The sequence below is a fragment of the Serratia sp. H1w genome (assembly GCF_000633355.1).
In the GTDB taxonomy this organism is placed as follows: Bacteria; Pseudomonadota; Gammaproteobacteria; order Enterobacterales; family Enterobacteriaceae; genus Chania.
Genome location: NZ_AYMQ01000045.1, coordinates 120565 through 137281, shown reverse-complemented (window position 1 = coordinate 137281; position 16717 = coordinate 120565). Strand labels below are relative to the sequence as shown.

General features: G+C 56.6%; 15 protein-coding genes. 4 read left to right on the top strand and 11 right to left on the bottom strand.

Annotated features, from left to right (window positions below; translation table 11 throughout):
- Positions 1 to 14: 14 nt before the first annotated feature.
- Genes glpC through glpA form a run of 3 tightly spaced genes read right to left on the bottom strand, consistent with a single transcriptional unit; the run spans position 15 to position 4121 of the window.
- A complete protein-coding gene (gene glpC, locus U869_RS0109260) occupies positions 15 to 1214 on the bottom strand; it encodes an anaerobic glycerol-3-phosphate dehydrogenase subunit GlpC (RefSeq protein WP_025118971.1) in 1200 nt (399 codons plus the stop codon).
- Entirely contained in the window at positions 1211 to 2482 is a 1272-nt protein-coding gene (glpB, locus tag U869_RS0109255; protein WP_025118972.1) for a glycerol-3-phosphate dehydrogenase subunit GlpB, read from the bottom strand. The genes glpC and glpB overlap by 4 nt, the downstream gene beginning before the upstream one ends.
- Positions 2472 to 4121 carry an anaerobic glycerol-3-phosphate dehydrogenase subunit A gene (gene glpA / locus U869_RS0109250; protein ID WP_025118973.1) on the bottom strand — a complete coding sequence of 550 codons (1650 nt, stop codon included), beginning with the start codon at positions 4119 to 4121 and terminating at the stop codon, positions 2472 to 2474. Before glpA ends, glpB begins: the two co-directional genes overlap by 11 nt.
- Positions 4122 to 4481: 360 nt before the next feature.
- On the opposite strand from glpA, the gene glpT reads away from it, so the two are divergent.
- Complete coding sequence (gene glpT / locus U869_RS0109245) at positions 4482 to 5834, top strand: glycerol-3-phosphate transporter (RefSeq protein WP_024484654.1); 1353 nt, start codon at positions 4482 to 4484, stop codon at positions 5832 to 5834.
- Between the two features lie 88 nt (positions 5835 to 5922).
- Positions 5923 to 7002 (top strand): glycerophosphodiester phosphodiesterase, encoded by a 1080-nt coding sequence (gene glpQ, locus U869_RS0109240; RefSeq protein WP_025118974.1) that lies wholly within the window; start codon positions 5923 to 5925, stop codon positions 7000 to 7002.
- A 37-nt stretch (positions 7003 to 7039) separates the two neighbouring features.
- On the opposite strand, the gene U869_RS0109235 is transcribed toward glpQ, so the two are convergent.
- On the bottom strand, positions 7040 to 7528 hold the full coding sequence (locus U869_RS0109235) for a DUF2938 domain-containing protein (protein WP_029987206.1): 489 nt from the start codon (positions 7526 to 7528) through the stop codon (positions 7040 to 7042).
- Positions 7529 to 7618: 90 nt separating this feature from the next.
- Between U869_RS0109235 and U869_RS0109230 the strand changes: the two genes are divergently transcribed.
- Both U869_RS0109230 and U869_RS0109225 read left to right on the top strand, forming a co-directional pair.
- Positions 7619 to 8290, top strand: coding sequence for a metalloregulator ArsR/SmtB family transcription factor (locus U869_RS0109230; RefSeq protein WP_025118976.1), 672 nt, complete (start codon positions 7619 to 7621; stop codon positions 8288 to 8290).
- 103 nt (positions 8291 to 8393) lie between these two features.
- On the top strand, positions 8394 to 9104 hold the full coding sequence (locus U869_RS0109225; RefSeq protein WP_025118977.1) for a hypothetical protein: 711 nt from the start codon (positions 8394 to 8396) through the stop codon (positions 9102 to 9104).
- A 3-nt stretch (positions 9105 to 9107) separates the two neighbouring features.
- On the opposite strand, the gene U869_RS0109220 is transcribed toward U869_RS0109225, so the two are convergent.
- The 7 genes from U869_RS0109220 to U869_RS32380 all read right to left on the bottom strand — a co-directional run bounded on the left by U869_RS0109220 (position 9108) and on the right by U869_RS32380 (position 16704).
- Complete coding sequence (locus tag U869_RS0109220) at positions 9108 to 10016, bottom strand: LysR substrate-binding domain-containing protein (protein ID WP_025118978.1); 909 nt, start codon at positions 10014 to 10016, stop codon at positions 9108 to 9110.
- Between the two features lie 82 nt (positions 10017 to 10098).
- Positions 10099 to 11322: a cytosine permease gene (locus tag U869_RS0109215; protein WP_025118979.1), complete on the bottom strand. Its 1224-nt coding sequence runs from the start codon at positions 11320 to 11322 to the stop codon at positions 10099 to 10101.
- A gap of 34 nt (positions 11323 to 11356) precedes the next feature.
- The gene (locus U869_RS0109210) at positions 11357 to 11749 is read right to left on the bottom strand and encodes a hypothetical protein (protein WP_025118980.1); all 393 of its coding nucleotides are present in this window, start codon (positions 11747 to 11749) and stop codon (positions 11357 to 11359) included.
- A 19-nt stretch (positions 11750 to 11768) separates the two neighbouring features.
- Entirely contained in the window at positions 11769 to 12728 is a 960-nt protein-coding gene (locus U869_RS0109205) for a carbamate kinase (RefSeq protein WP_025118981.1), read from the bottom strand.
- Positions 12725 to 14146 (bottom strand): DUF1116 domain-containing protein, encoded by a 1422-nt coding sequence (locus U869_RS0109200; RefSeq protein ID WP_025118982.1) that lies wholly within the window; start codon positions 14144 to 14146, stop codon positions 12725 to 12727. The genes U869_RS0109205 and U869_RS0109200 overlap by 4 nt, the downstream gene beginning before the upstream one ends.
- Entirely contained in the window at positions 14143 to 15702 is a 1560-nt protein-coding gene (gene fdrA, locus U869_RS0109195; protein ID WP_025118983.1) for an acyl-CoA synthetase FdrA, read from the bottom strand. Before fdrA ends, U869_RS0109200 begins: the two co-directional genes overlap by 4 nt.
- Before the next feature lie 111 nt (positions 15703 to 15813).
- Positions 15814 to 16704, bottom strand: a complete 891-nt coding sequence (locus U869_RS32380) for a DUF2877 domain-containing protein (RefSeq protein ID WP_025118984.1) — start codon at positions 16702 to 16704, stop codon at positions 15814 to 15816.
- Positions 16705 to 16717: the final 13 nt, after the last annotated feature.

Genomic DNA, 16717 nt, shown 5'->3' with positions numbered 1-16717 from the left:
GCCCGTTCAACGCGTTACGCTAATGCCTGTGCCAACAGGGTGATCGGATGTTCACAGCGCTTGCTGGTGGACATTTCGATCTGCCATTTGCAGGTTTCACAGTCGGTGATAACCATATCCACCCCGCTCGCCTCAATCTGGCGAAATAGTGAGGCCCCAATGCCTTGCGAGGTTTCATAGTTTTCCGACTTGAAGCCGTAAGTGCCGGCGATGCCGCAGCATTGCGAATCCAGCACCACCAACTCCAGCCCGGGGATCTGCCGCAATAGCTCCAGCGTATAGGCCGTCCAGCCCATTTTCTCCATATGACATGGCGTGTGGTAAGCCACTCGCAACGGTGTCCGTTTGAGCGGCAAGGCGCGCCCTTCGCTGAGCAGACGGTAGAGATAACGTGTAGCCAGTTCCACTCGTTCGCGCACCGCCGAGGTGTCTACGTCCAGCAAATGCGGATACTCGTCACGCAGGGTGAACGTGCAGCTCGACGAAGTGGCCACCACCGGGATGCCTTTACTCAGCACCGCATCATGCAGTGACTCCGCATTCACTTTGGCCTGTTTCTTTGCCTGCTCAATAAAGCCGTTGGCAATTAATGGGACACCGCAGCATTTCTCACGTTTGAGCAACTGCACACCAATGTCCATGGCGTTAAACACCTTGATCAGATCTTTACCCAGCTGTGGGTGGTTGTAATTGACAAAACATCCGTGGAAGAACGCGACCTGCTCGGCATAGCTCTGCTGTTGCGCTGCCTGCTGGCGGTACCAGCGGCGGAAGGTGCCAAACGAGTATTTTGGCAGTTCACGCCGGTGGTCAATCTTCAGTGCCTTATCCAACAGCTTGCGCACCGGTTTCAGGCTGGTAGTGGCGTTAACAATCGGTGCAAACGGCGTCGAAAGCGTGCCCATGATGTCGGTGTGGCTGAGGATAGCATCACGCAGCGTCGGTTTGCTCTGGCTGAAATTGGCTCGGGCGCGTTGGATAATGTCGCCGATCTTCACGTCGGAAGGGCAAGCCACTTCGCAGCGTTTACAGTTGGTGCAATACTTCAGCGCTTCATCATACAGTGCCGGATCTTTCAACCGCAGGCGTTCCCCATCCGGCCCGGCCTGTTTTGGCCCCGGATAAAGCGGGTTGGCCTTGGCAACCGGGCAATAGGTGGTGCAAACGGTACATTTGATGCAGCTCTCGAAGCTGTTGTCTGTTGACACGCTCATGCTAAAACCTCCTGTGCCAGGATCTGTTGGGCAACGTGCAGTGCACCGAGCAACGAAACTCCGGCGCCACAGCCCTGCTGCAACGGATCATAACCGCCAGCCACGGCACCGATGGCATACAGATTGGTCATCGCCTCACCCTGCTTCAGCGCCCGCAGGGCCGCATCGGTCTGGACCCCGAATTGCAGATAGGGCTGCGGGGCAAACAGATTAGGGTCGCTCCAGTCTGCGCGTTCGGCTTTGCTATACACATCCAGGCCAAACACCGGTTCGCGAACGCCATCAAAGGCAGCCACCAAACCGTTACTGAAAAAGCTGCCGCTGGCCAACACCACATGCTGTGCCCGCAGCGGAATATCGGTGTGATTGCGGGTATACAGGCCAGTGACGCGCTGCCCATCGAAACTACCTCGCAATACGCTATCGCCCGGCATAAACACGCCACCCAGTTGCTGCAAGCGCTGGCGCAATGCCTGATGCAACCGCATACCGAGTACGGAAGGCGGCAGCGTTGGCAGCAGGTACACCGGCTTACCCACCAACTGACGCAGCGTGGTCAGCGGTTCGTCATCTTCTAGTCCCAGGCAGGCTGGCAGCAAAATGGCCTCAGCGTCCCCTGCCTGGCGCAGCACTTCTTCTGCCAGTAGTGCCAAATGTTCTGGCAGATCCAGCACGCGGGCTATATTCACCGCCCGGAATTCACTAGGGTTATTACGTAGGCGATCGAGAACTGGCAGATGCATAAAGGCGACTTCCGCCTTGAGGTCCTGCTCCTGCATCAATGAGCTGGCCGCCATCTGCGGTTGGAAATCCAGAAATCCTTCAATCCCCAGCACGGCGATATTCTGCCATGGCAGCTTGCCGCCCAGGGGAGAAACCGGGATCGCCTGCGGACTGAGCCAGGTGGCACGGCGAGTCCCAAGTGGCGTCACGCGCAGATGGTTTTGGCTGCTATCGCCCTGCATCTGCCACCCGCAACGCTGTAGCAATTGCTCGGCTTGCGTTGCCAGCGCGGCTACCTGCGTGGCTCCCATCAGGCTGTAAGGATGCTGAGGGGCCTGTTGCGCCAGTTCAGGCAAAGCAGACAAGGGTGATGACACCGGAGTGCCATCGGGTAAATGAGCCAGCAGATCGAGCGAGCCGGAAGAGAAATAGAGCGCACTTTGGCCGGAACTGACCACTGCGCAGCGTTTGCCCTGCTCGGCTAACCGGATAGCGCAGCTCATCCCGGCCAGGCCACCGCCAATTACCACCGCATCAAATTGCATCATCCGCCTCCTGCTTGGCATCACCCTGCGCATCTAACCCACATAGCCCTTGATATACCCAACTGGTGAACTCGCTCTCCCGCAGCGCATCCCCCCAGGCAATTGGCCGGACACCTTTCCAGCGTTCATTGAGGAAATGGGACAGTTGGGCGATGGATTGCTGCGGAGTCACCACGTTAAACCGCGTCAACAAACCCGCTGCGCGGCAGGCGCACAGCTCACCCTGGCAGGTTCCCATGCCAACGCGGGTACGGCGGCGCAGATCGACCAGATTGTTGACGGTAAGAGAATCCACCGCATAACGCACCTCACCGGCGGTCACCGCTTCACACTCGCATACCAGGCTATTGTCCAGCCGGTTGCCAGCAGGCACCAGGCTGGCGCGATCGCCATGACGATACACCGCCGATCCACGGATGCTGGCAGGCAGTGAAACCACGCTACGCACCGTTTCTTCGGCGCTCTGACGGGAGCCGGGCAATGCCACTTCCGCCGTAGTGCAAGCGCTATCGATGCCCAGCTTGGCGCAGACCAGATCGGTGGCCCATTCGGCCATCAGCCGGTAGGTCATCAGCTTGCCGCCGGTAATGGTGATAAAACCCTCCAACCCATCGCGCGCCGCATGGTCAAGCAGCACGATGCCACGGCTGACGTTGCGCCCAGAGGGATCGTCATCGCTGGCGACCAGTGGCCGCACGCCCGCATAGGCACGCAAAATACGCGTTTGCGCCAGTTTCGGCGACAACAGCGTGCCTTCGCGGATCAAGATATCCACTTCCTGTGGCGTCACCACCATGTTGTCAATCTGGTCGTAATCGATATGGGTGGAGGTGGTGCCAATCAGCGAGATGGTGTCGCCAGGCACCAGAATGTCGGCATCCGCTGGTTTACGGCAGCGGTTGATCACCATGTTATTGATGCGATGGCCCAGGATCAGCAACGCCCCTTTGGCAGGGAACATGCGGATCCGCAGATCGGCATACTCGGCAATTTGCTGGCCCCAGATCCCGGCGGCGTTGACCACCACCTGCGCATGAATGTCGTATTGTCGTGCCGCCTGATGGTCGAAAACGCTCACGCCGGTAACGCGATCGCCAGTGCGTAGCAAACCGGTAACCTGATGATAGGTAAGGATCTGTGCGCCATGCTCACGCGCATCAAGCATGTTGGCCGCCGTTAAGCGGAAAGGATCCACGGTGCCATCAGGCACTCGTACCGCACCGATCAAGGCCGGGTTGGCCGCAGGCTCCAGGCGTAATGCCAATGCGGGGTCAATGGCTTCGGCTTCGATCCCGGCGCTGTGGCAGGCTGTAATGAACTGCTGCTGAAAATCCAACGAATCCTGGGGCAAGGTAATAAACAGGCCATCGGTGCGTTCGATACAGTGGTGGGCAATACGTTTGAGGATACGATTTTCTTCAATGCATTCGCGTGCCGATTCACCATCGGTGACCGAATAGCGCGCCCCACTGTGCAACAACCCGTGGTTACGGCCAGTGGCGCCGGTCGCAATGTCATGCCTTTCCAATAAAATACAGCGCAGGCCACGCCGCGCACAGTCACGGGCAATTCCCGCACCGGTAGCGCCGCCGCCAATAATGATCACGTCCGTTTCGGTGATGGCTGAGTTGTTGCTCATCATGCCCCCAGAGCCTGTGGTTATGGCCCTATTTAGCCACAGTCAGTAGGGTCTTTGTTTGATAAGGAACAATAACGAACAGAAAACGAAAGTTTTATGACCTTTAAAAACCATGAATGTGACCAATATCACGCAATTATGCTATTTAGCCATTTCAAAATGTTAACCTATCACTCAAAATGCGCCACAGTTTCATAAAAGTGTAACAAATGCGCCATCCATCACGGTGATACCGGGTGGTTTTCACTAGCATTGCGCTCGTTATGGAACATTTAACAACACATCAGGTATCCGCAATCATCTTCAGGACAGTCGTTTCCTGCTGATGCAATAAACAGATAAAGCCATCGGAGGCGCTCAATGTTGAGTATTTTTAAGCCAGCCGCACACATTTCCCGTGTGCCAGTCGATAAGGTAGATCCGCTCTACCGCAAACTGCGCTGGCAAATATTTATGGGGATCTTTTTTGGTTACGCTGCCTACTATCTGGTGCGTAAAAACTTCACCCTGGCGATGCCGTATCTGATCGATCAGGGCTTCAGCCGTGGAGACCTGGGCTTTGCGCTGTCGGGCATCTCCATCGCCTACGGGTTCTCCAAGTTCATCATGGGTTCGGTTTCCGACCGTTCCAACCCCCGCGTCTTCCTACCCGCCGGCCTGATCCTGGCCGCTGCCGTAATGCTGTTCATGGGCTTTGTGCCTTGGGCAACCTCCAGCATTGCCGTGATGTTCGTGCTGCTGTTCCTGTGCGGCTGGTTCCAGGGCATGGGGTGGCCACCTTGTGGTCGTACCATGGTGCACTGGTGGTCACAGAAAGAGCGTGGCGGTATCGTTTCGGTATGGAACTGTGCTCACAACGTGGGTGGCGGCCTGCCTCCGCTGCTGTTCCTGCTGGGTATGGCCTGGTTCAACGACTGGCATGCTGCGCTGTATATGCCTGCCTTCGGTGCGATCCTGGTGGCGCTGATTGCCTTTGCCTTGATGCGTGATACCCCACAATCTGTTGGCCTGCCACCGATTGAAGAATACAAAAACGACTACCCGGATGATTACAGCGAAGAAGCGGAAGAAGAGCTGACAGCCAAGCAAATCTTCATGCAGTACGTGCTGCCAAACAAACTGCTGTGGTACATCGCGATCGCCAACGTGTTCGTATACCTGCTGCGCTACGGCATCCTGGACTGGTCACCGACCTACCTGAAAGAAGTGAAACACTTCGCGCTGGATAAGTCCTCCTGGGCCTACTTCCTGTACGAATACGCCGGTATCCCAGGCACCCTGCTGTGCGGCTGGATGTCGGACAAAGTGTTCAAAGGCAACCGTGGCGCCACCGGGGTGTTCTTCATGGTGTTGGTGACCATCGCCACCATCGTTTACTGGCTGAACCCAGTAGGCAACCCAGGCATCGATATGGCCTGTATGATCACCATCGGCTTCCTGATCTATGGTCCGGTGATGCTGATCGGCCTGCACGCGCTGGAACTGGCACCGAAGAAAGCGGCAGGTACCGCCGCAGGCTTTACCGGTCTGTTCGGTTATCTGGGCGGCTCGGTCGCTGCGAGCGCCATCGTTGGTTATACCGTTGACTACTTCGGTTGGGACGGCGGCTTTATGGTGATGATCGGCGGCAGCATCGGTGCGGTGATCCTGCTGGTTCTGACCATGATCAGTGAGAAGAAACACCACGCAGAAATCGCGGCCAAACGCGGTTAATCGTGACCACGCTTTAACATGATCGAATCTAAGGGCCGCTTTGCGGCCCTTTTCTTACCCCTCAACCTACAACATGGAGCACCACAGAATGCGGACTCAAACCAAAGCCCTGCTGACAGGGATCATTCTTGCTACTTCAATGCTCAACGCCGCCCAGGCTGCGGATAAAGTGGTTATCGCTCACCGCGGTGCCAGCGGTTACCTGCCGGAACATACGCTACCGGCCAAGGCGATGGCCTATGCGCAGGGTGCCGACTTCCTTGAGCAAGACCTGGTGATGACCAAAGACAATGAGCTGGTGGTACTGCACGACCACTATCTGGATCGCGTCACCGATGTCGCCGAACGTTTCCCTGACCGGGCGCGTAAAGATGGCCGCTACTATGCCATCGACTTTACCCTGCCCGAGATCAAGTCGCTGAAGTTCACCGAAGGTTTTGATATCAAGGACGGTAAGCAGGTACAAAGCTACCCGGGTCGCTTCCCAATGGGCAAATCCGACTTCCGCGTCCACACCTTCCAGGAAGAAATCGAGTTCGTTCAGGGCCTCAACCATTCAACCGGCAAGAACATCGGCCTGTACCCGGAAATCAAGGCCCCCTGGTTCCACCAGCAGGAAGGGAAAGATATCTCCAGCAAGGTGTTGGACGTGCTCAAGCAATACGGCTACACCAGCAAGAGCGACAACGTCTACCTACAGTGCTTTGATGCCAACGAGTTGAAACGCATCAAGGATCAGCTGGAACCCAAAATGGGGATGGATCTGAAGCTGGTGCAGCTGATTGCCTACACCGACTGGAACGAAACCTACGAGCAGAAGGCCGATGGCAAGTGGGTCAACTATGACTACGACTGGATGTTCAAACCGGGCGCGATGAAAAAGATCGCCCAGTATGCCGACGGCATCGGGCCGGACTATCACATGCTGATCGTCGAAGAAAAATCCAAGCCGAACCAGATCGTACTCACCGAGATGGTCAAGGACGCTCATGCCAACAATATGGCGGTGCACCCTTACACCATCCGTGCCGATAAGCTGCCGAAATACGTCACCGACGTGAACCAGTTGTTCGACGCAATTTACAATCAGGCGGGCGTTGACGGCGTGTTTACCGACTTCCCGGATAAGGGCGTCCAGTTCCTGCAAAAGCAGGGGCAACATAAGTAACGCCTCCCGACCTCCCCGCCGGATTGCCCGGTGGGGATCAGGACCAGAGCGGTTGTAACAGCAAAGCGCCCACATAAATGCCGATGCCGAATGAGGCATGGGCAATCAGGCTACGCAGGCGGGCAACATTCGGCTGCGGTGTTCTGGAGGCTGCAACACCAAAGCCGAAGCCAGGCTGCATCAGGAAAAACGGCGCTACCACGCTGATCAGCCCCACCGCCAGAGCGGGCAGGAACGTCGGTTGTTCAAGCCAGCCAGTCCCCATGATGGCGAGAAATAGCCAGCTAAACGCGATCCCAATCAGATAGTGTGCACCCCAGCCCATCACAACTTCGCCTTTCACCGGCGTTGCCTGCACAATAGTGTGATGAACTAGCCTGCCGCCTGGCATATGGCCGATCCAACGCCCGACTAGTCGGTAGTTGAGTGAAGGAATATTGAACAGGCGCTTTTGCCCTATTGCCCACAGATCCATCACCACAGTCGCAGCGATCCCAAGTACAGTGGCGTGCAATAACATCTCCATCAAGCGACCCTTTTCTGCTGGCTAGTGATAGCCGGTTTTGATATTCTAACATTCAATGAATTAATTGAATGATGATTTAATGAGGGCAGTATGTCAACACTCAGTGATGATAGCCAACGTCTGGTGTTTAATGAGTTTGCCGAAATCACCCGCTCACTGGGCAATGCGCATCGCCTGATGCTGCTCGAGCATATCGCGCAGGGGGAAAGGCCGGTAGAAAGGCTGGCCGAACTGGCCGGGCTGACGATCGCCAACGCATCTCAACATCTGCAACACCTCAAACGCGCCGGTTTTGTGCAATCACGCCGAGAAGGAAAACACGTTTACTACCGTTTGGGGGAGGGGCCAGTGCAACCGCTGTTGGCCGCAATCCGCCAATATGTAGAGTACCGCCATCATGAGATTGGCACCTTTGTCGCAGACGCCCTCAACCAACGTGAGCGCCTAGAGTCCATTTCCCGCACCGAGTTACTGCGCCGGCTTCAAGAAGGCGATGTCACCTTGCTAGACGTTCGGCCAGCAGATGAGTTCGCCTCCGGCCATCTGCCCAACGCAATTAATATCCCGGCAGAAGAGCTGGCAAGCCGACTGCCCGAATTACTCAAACAGCAAGAAGTGGTGGCCTACTGCCGCGGGCCTTACTGTGCGCTGTCGCTCAATGCCATGCGGACGTTACGCACCAACGGCTTTACCGCCCGTTGTCTGGAAGATGGCTTTCCAGAATGGAAAGCAGCCGGACTGGAAGTGCAAAACGACAGGTAGGCTTGATAATTTCTCACGCTGACAATAAAGCGCCCCTCGCCTTGCTTATTGCCCCACGTGATGAAAGGATACTGACGTCGGCGATTAATAAGGAAAAGCGATCGTGGAACGTTCAGTATTACTGCATCATATTAAAACGTCATGTTATGCCCTGTCCGCCATCGTGCTAACCGGTTGGGTCACCGATGCGCTGAACGAGGGGCTGATTTTCAAGATGATATTGCGTTTCTTCCGCCCGGAGGATGTTGAGCGTTATTCACATCCGTTTACCGATTTAACCAGCTTCTTCATCTGGTTCATCCCGCTACTGTTTACCACGTTGCTGCTATTACTGGCCTCGGTCATGACGCTACACCACGTTAAAAAGCCGCATCTCTACCGCATTACCAAGAAGAAACCGCTGCTGCACGGCCCGCATGTGGCTGGCACCCCAGCACTTGGGCAGGTCGCGGCCTTTTTGCAGACCTATGCCACCGCTGAACGGCTCTCGCTGCTGCTCCCTCAAGGTTTGCAGCAACAATATCAGCGTGAATTGCGGGATATTGAGGGGAATAACAGCGTGGATATCTACCTGCTGAAGGAAAACGATGACCTGCAGAAAATTGCGCTGGAGCTGGAGCAGTGGGTGAAAAAAGCGCTAAAAAACCAGCCTGTTGAAAACACCAACCGCCTGTTCATTGATATTACCTACGCCACACCGGTGCGCAGCGCCGCCGCTTTATTTTGCAGCCTGGATCAGGATATAGAGCTTATCCAGGGTACCCCTGACGGCAAATTATCGTCGTATGATTTGGTCTGTAAGGTTCAGGAGTGATCCTCACCGTTGCCCATGCAGCTTGGCACGAAACGCGGGGGCCAACAGGTAGTCCATACACCAGCGGCTAACCTTGCCCATACCGTCGGAGCGGGCAGCGAAAAAGATCTGCGTGGCGTGTTTATGCTCCTGCATCGGTTTTTTCACCAAAGAACCCGCATTCAGCAACGGGAGCGCCAGATGATGCGGCACATAGCCAATGGCGACGTTACGCTGGATCAGCTCAATGGCGGTGGCAAAATCGGGCACAAACATCGGCTTTTGCCCTTCCAGCAGCCAGGCCTGCTGCGGCACGAAGTTAACGGCGGTATCACGAATACAGATCGCCGGATATTGGCGCAGTTCGGTGTTCTGTAACGGCTGAACCTGGATCGCCAGCGGGTGCTGCGGCCCCACCACAAAATCCCATTCCAGATGGCCGATCGATTCGCTGACGATCCCTTCGCTACTCGGCACCGCATGCGGCGCACCGATCACCAGGTTGGCCCTTTTGCCGTACAACGCGTCCCAGCAGCCGTTATACACCGCGGTATCAATGGTCAAACGGGTGGAGGGGAACGCCAGCTCAAAGGCGCAGACAAACTCGACGATCGCCGAACGCGGGATAATATTGTTTACCGCAATCGTCAGCTCCTGCTCCACGCCGCTATGGATCAGCGCGGTATTGCGCCGCAAGGCGTCCAGATCATTGAGGATGGTTTTGCTGTGCTGAACGAAATACTCGCCCGCCGGAGTAAGCTCGATATAGCGACCTTTGCGCAGGAACAGCTCGACCCCGAAACTTTCCTCCAGCTTTTTTACCGTGTAGCTGATCGCGGAAGGGACTTTATTCAGGTGCTCGGCGGCGGTGGTAATGCTCTGGTATTTGGCAACCAGATGAACAACGCGTAAAGCTTCGTCGGAGATAAACATAATGGTTCCCTGAGAGCGTGCCACCAGCAAGGCTGCCAGCTCAAGCGCTGGCAGTCCGTTCATTATGTTCAATTATACGCGATTATTTCTGCCGGCCTATTCTGCTTAGTAACGCGTAGCCCACGCAAGCCACCAGGATGGAATCCACAGAAGGAATAGTGGTCAGAGTGAAGATGCCATTAACGGTCATAAAGCCGACGGCGGAACCGGCTACCCAGGCCACGAAGGTCAGCAACTTGATCTGCGGTTCGGCAGCCAACACGCTTTCCTGATAGCCGTTCCGGCGATACAGGAAGAAGTCCGCAATATAAATCCCAGCCACTGGCGGCGTGGCAATCCCCAGGAATAACAGAAACGGGATAAACCAGGTCATGATATCCATGCTGCCAACAATCGCCGCAAGAATGCCCAACACCAGCGTAATCTGCCATTTAGGGAAACGAGTCAACAGAGTGGAGACCACCAGCGTTCCCTGGAACATATTGCCCGCATTACCCGTGATACAGGCAAACACCAACAACAGGGCCGCAGGTAATACCGAACCGAATGCTGCCATCGCCGCCAGTAATGAACCTTGCCCGCTCAAGGCACTTGGCGTTGCTCCAGCCCAATACAGCAGCGGATAGGCAACCAGGAAGGTCAGCAACGCGCCGATCAGGGCATGCTTGCGGTTATGCACAAAGCTGCCGAAATCCGGCAGGGTGGCAACCAGCACAATAATCGTCCCCACGAAGGTAGAAACCGCCACACCGGTGTTCATGCTGCCAACGCTCTGCACCAGTTCCACCTGCCCGTGCGTCGCCACATACAGGATATAGCACAGCACCAGCACAATGATCGGCACTGCAATTTGTGCCACTTTACCCAGTACGGCAAAACCAAAAGCGGTTGAGGCGACAAAGATACAACAGCCGATAACCACCAGCAGTGGGATCGGCAGGTTCATCCCATGTTGTGCCAACAGATCATGCACCGAGTGGCCGAACATATTGGCCGTCACGGCAATCCAGCCGAACAGGCTGATGGCCATCAGGATATTAATGGCGACCGCCCCACGTTCACCGAAAGGATATTTCACGATGCCATAGGTGGGCAGCCGGGCCTTTTCCCCCACGCTGATAGTAATAGCGGCCAGCACCGCCAGGATCAACCCACCCAATGCCAGCACGGTGATCAGGCTGGAGTGAGAGAGTTGGCTACCCAGGCTGGATGAGGAAAGCAGCACCGGAGTGACCGCAATCCCCAACAGGATCATCGCAATATGAAACCCAGAGGCCGTATTGATGCTTTCGTCTGTCTTACGCATACATGACTCCTTGTAAGTAAAAACGGCATTCGACTCAACCCGTGAAGGCCTCACCGGTATACTGCCGCCAGCTGCCGTGCTCGGTGATTTCCCTTTGTCCTTCCACCAGCCAAGGCTCTGCCAATACTCCCAGCACCTCGCTGCCATCGCTCAATCTCACCTTACCGATCGCCAGCCCGGCGGGCTCACTCAGCAGCAGGGTGGCAAAAGAAGCCATCGGCAGCTCCCAGATTTCCAGGGCAACAGAAACGCCACCTTCCATCACCCGGATCATGCCTGGGTGACGATCGTTAATACTCCACAGCCGGTAATGGGCATCGGTTTGATCCTCACGCACAAACACGCCACCGGCCTTGGTCATGTTGCCGTTCAGTTCCAGACCACGCATCAGGGTGCCGTTTACCGCCACCAAAGTTGTCAGGCTCATTGTTTTCTCTCCTAATGGGTTATGACTTAATCCAGGTGCCGGTCTGGTGATTCAGCGCAGCCTTAATCGCCTGCGGGCTGGTGATCAGCCCCTGGCCGTTTTTTCCCTGTTGTTGGCTGTGCATAACAAATCCCAGGATGGCTTCGATTTTCGGCTGCATGCTGCCAGCGCCAAATTGCCCTTGTTGCAGCAGCTGTTGCGCCTGTTCGATACTCAACGTATCCAGCCATTGCTGCTGTGGCGTGCCGAAGTTAATCGCCACCTGCTCAACGCCAGTTGGGATCATCAATAGATCCGCCCCCAACTGCTCAGCCAGCAATGCCGATGCAAGATCTTTGTCGATCACCGCCTCCACGCCCTGCAACTGCTGATGCTCATCCCGCACGACCGGGATGCCGCCACCACCACAGGCGATCACGATGCAGCCCTGTGCCAACAGTTGGCCGATCACCTCACGTTCGATAATCTCCAACGGTGCCGGTGAAGGCACCGTGCGCCGCCAGCCACGACCTGCGTCTTCCATTACCGTCCAGCCCAGCTTTTGCTGACGATCCAGCGCCGTTTGGTGATCGAAGAAGGCACCGACCGGTTTGCTTGGATGCCGGAATGCCACGTCGTCGGCACTGACCAGAGTTTGCGTCACCAGCGCCACCACCGGCCGTTGAATACCACGGCGCTGAAGTTCGTTATGCAGGGCTTTCTGGAACATGTAGCCAATCGCGCCCTGCGTATCGCCAACGGCATAGTCCAATGGCACTGGCGCCACTTCTTCCACCGCCAACTCCGAGCGACGCAGGATAAAGCCCACCTGCGGCCCGTTGCCGTGGCTCAGTACCAGATCCCAACCGGCTTCGATCATCTCGACGACGTGTTCCACCGTTTCAATCACTGCCTGATACTGATCGGGAATGCTGTTGTGCCGATCGCTCTGGATCAACGCGTTGCCACCAACGGCGACTACCGCTAAAGGTCTGCTCATACCCGATCTCCTGCTGGCAGTGACTGGGCCAACGCCTGAATGGCCTCAACAAAACAAGGCATCGGTGCGGTAGTGATCCCGGCACCAATCTGCCCGACCCCGGCCTGTTTGTGGGCGATACCGGTATTAATTACCGGCAGGATCTGGCGGTCAGCCACCTTACGGGCATCAATGCCAGCCGCCGTCGGCGCAAAGTTCAGCGCTGGTAACGTGAAGGCCGGGTTAGCGCCGAGGGTGATGAACTGCATACGACGGCTGTTATTGGTTGCATCCGCTGGTGTACCACCCACAAATTTCACGATGGCCGGTGACGAGGCCATGGCGAATCCTCCAACCCCTGCGGTTTCGGTGATGGCGCTGTCCCCCAGATCGGCGGCGGCATCGTCAACACCGTAGCCAGGGAAGAACAACCCTTCAACCGCGTTGGCCGGAGCCTGGAACCAGCGATCGCCGGTCCCTGACAAACGAATACCAAAATTGACGCCATTGCGGGCCATAACGGTGACCATCGAGCTGTAAGGCACGCCGGTCGCGGCATCCATCATCGCTTTACAGGCCGCCATCGAGAGGTTGAGGAAGAAGTGATCGTTGCCGGTAATAAACGCCACCACGCGCTGTAGCGTTTCCAGCGGCAGGTTGCAGGTCAGCAGAGCCGGTACCAGGCGTTTAATCAGCAGGCCCGTGGCGGCAGAGTTGCGGTTATGTACCTCATCCCCCATATGCAGCGCCTGCGCCATCAATGGCTTCAGTTCAAGTTCGCCCATCTGGCGCACTGCGGCCTTTAATGCCGGAGCCAGCTCTTGCTTCATCCATTGCAGGCGTTGCAACACTTCTTCATTGTTGGCGCCAAAGCGCAGCACTTTGCCCAGTCCTTCGTTGAAGTTGCTGAACGCCCGCTGGCCATTGGTTTTGTTCTCTATGACCCATACCGGCATCGAAGGGCTGATAATGCCCGCCATCGGGCCAACCGCCTGATGATGATGGCAAGGTTCGAGATCAATCTGCCCCTCGGTAACCAGGCGTTCGGCGGCCTGGTGGTCATTGGCCCAGCCTTCGAACAGGATCGCGCCAACGATCGCCCCTTTCACCGGGCCACACATATCTGGCCAGGCAATTGGCGGACCAGAGTGCAGGATCAACTTACGCTGTGCCATCGCAGGGATAGCCTCGCTGGCGCTCATCACGTCAACCAATACCGGCTGGGCGCTGAGGTAGCGTTCAAAAGCGATCTGGTTGGCCTGCTCAACCAACGGGTGGCGGGTCAATGCCGCCAGATCCAATCCGGCCTGGACGTTGCCCAATGCTGGTGGCTGCCAGTGCAGAGCCACCACGTCCCCCTGAGCCTGCTGCAAGTTGTCGGCAAAACCGGCCAGCCCGGCGTTAACCACTTTCAGTGGCTGCTGAAATAATGGGTTCATGCTGTTTCTCCGTTTTTCTCAGCCTGAATATGAGCCACCTGACTGGCCCACAGCGCCGCCTGGGCGTTGCAACCGGCTACCAGGACGCCAGCCTGCTGTAAAGCAGCAATCTGACGTGAGCGTTGTTGAGGATCGGCCTCGGTGCCGCAGACGTGGGCAATCAGTAACGGCCCGTTCTGGCGGCGGTGTTGGTTCAGAACCGTAAGCAGTTCGGTAGCCGGTTCTGCCGCTGCGCCATAGCCCAGCACCAGATCAAACAACACCACGGCGGTATCCGTATCGTTAAGTTCCGCCTCAATGCGCTGGTTGCGCAGAGTGGGGTCGATCATCGGGTGTGGCCGGCCGCGGGTGAAATCATCGTCACCCATATCGATCAGCGTATGCCCTTGGCTATGCCAGATATCCGTCAGCGTGGTGTTGCCTTTTACCGGGGTGTTGGAGGCAGCGCTGAACCCTTGCTGCTGGCATAACAACTGGCTCTCATAGCAGAAGGTGCCGCCTGCAAAAACGCCACGGATAGCATGACGAGCAGCAGATAGCGGGACGCAGGCCTGTTGCAGCATCTGCATATCCTGCGGTGAAATGACCGTCACCGAAGCCGGTGCAGAAATACCCTCAGACAACGCGACTGCGATCTCGGCCGCATCGGCCAAGGTGGATACCGCGGTGATCCCTGGACGGGTAATATCCTCAGGAGCCGCCCCCAGGAAGTTGACCACCACGGGTTTGCCACAGGCCTGCGCCCGCTCCAGAATGCGTTCGGCCACCGGACGGGCTGGCGGCTTGGAGATCAACACAATCACCTGAGTGGCCGGATCGGCTGCCAGAGCCTGTAACCCGTGCAGCATCGAGATCCCACCAATTTCTTCATGCAGATCGTGGCCGCCGGTGCCCAGCGCCTGCGAGATCCCGGCACCAAGCTGGTCAATACGGCAGGTCACCTCCTGCAAACCGGTGCCAGAAGCGCCGACAATACCAATCGAACCGGCTTTCACCACGTTGGCAAAACCCAGCGGTAGGCCGTTGATGATGGCAGTACCGCAGTCCGGTCCCATCACCAACAGGTTGTTGCGCTGGGCCAATAGTTTGATCTGTTTTTCCTGCTCCAGGCTGACGTTGTCGCTGAACAGCATCACGTTCATGCCTAAATTCAATGCCTTGATGGCCTCCGCCGCCGCGTAATCCCCCGGCACTGAAATCAGTGCCAGGTTGATATCGGGTTGAAGTTCCACAGCCATTTCCAAGCTCACCAACGGTGGAGTCTGTAGGCCATCCGAACCGCCTTCCACTGGCTTGCTGTTAAGCCGCTGATGAGCGATCTCCAACGCGTCGTTGCAGGCCGCCTGTTCGCCGCGTACGGCAATAATCAAATCGTTGGGGCCAGCCTTGCAGCCATCGTCCAATCCGGCATCGCGCAACTGGGCAAGGTTGGTTGCTGTCCCCATGACGACCGAAGCCTGTTCAATGCCAGGAAGCTGGCTGATTTGCGCCGAAATCTGCATCAGCGACACCGAGTCCTGATAGAGATTGGCAAAAACTTTATGCATTACACTCATCGCATTTACCTGTTCGAGATCTGCCCGCTTGGGGAATTCGGGCAAAAGGGTTCCGTGCTAAAAAATTAAATTTTTCAGCATGTTAAAATCTAGATATTCACTGCGCCGGGATCAGAGTGAGCTTCGCAGCGTTCTCAGGCCATGTAGCATCCCGGCTAAGCAGTCCACGCCGGATGAGGCGCCGAACTGCATCACCTCTAGCGCCGCGGCCTGCACCTGTGTGGCGGAAGTCGCCGTTGCCAATACGAATATTAACTGGCAGATCGGGGCCGAAAAGTGGCCCGCCAACGCGCGTGCCAGATAGTGCCTACTGATATCATTGGTGCAGGCCAACTGGTCGCCAATCAAGCTACGCAATGTGCTGTCATGGACGACAAGCTCGGAACGTTGCCGCCATGGCCACAGTGCTGCCATATAGCCCAACAGATAGTCATCGCCATCTGGCGTCAGCCCACGCCCGTAACCAATCAGCGCGCTCACTTCTGCTGTCAGCCGCTCAGGGCTGTCTAGCAACCGAAGTTGTACTGCACGTGGTGGCGAGTTGCGCAATGCGCCACTTTGTTCCACCCCGGGTAACAGTTGCAAGTCGCTTTCACAGGCGTGTTGGAGGCAATACTGGCCGAGTTGCCATGCCAACACCGCGTAATGGCTCAGAGCATTCAGCAGTGCCGGTTCTCCCGCATCCATCAACGTCGGCTGCCAACGGGGAGTATCGCCAAGCACCACGCTCCAACTTGCTCCTTGCAACACTCCATGGTGAAAAGTTGCAGGTTGCCCAATCTGAGCGTGACACCGCCAATCCCACTCACGACTCATCTGAATGCGGATAGCATCCGGCAGGTCTTGAAAATCACTGCTCAGCAGCGACAGCAGATAACCATCAGGATGGCGCAGATTCAGCGAGCGTTGGAAACAGCTGTGCACCTGAAGCCGAACGTGATCTACCAGCCTGTTGGCGGCCAGATAACCGACAGAAAGTGCTGAAAACGCCGTGCCTGCCATGCGCTTCTCCTGA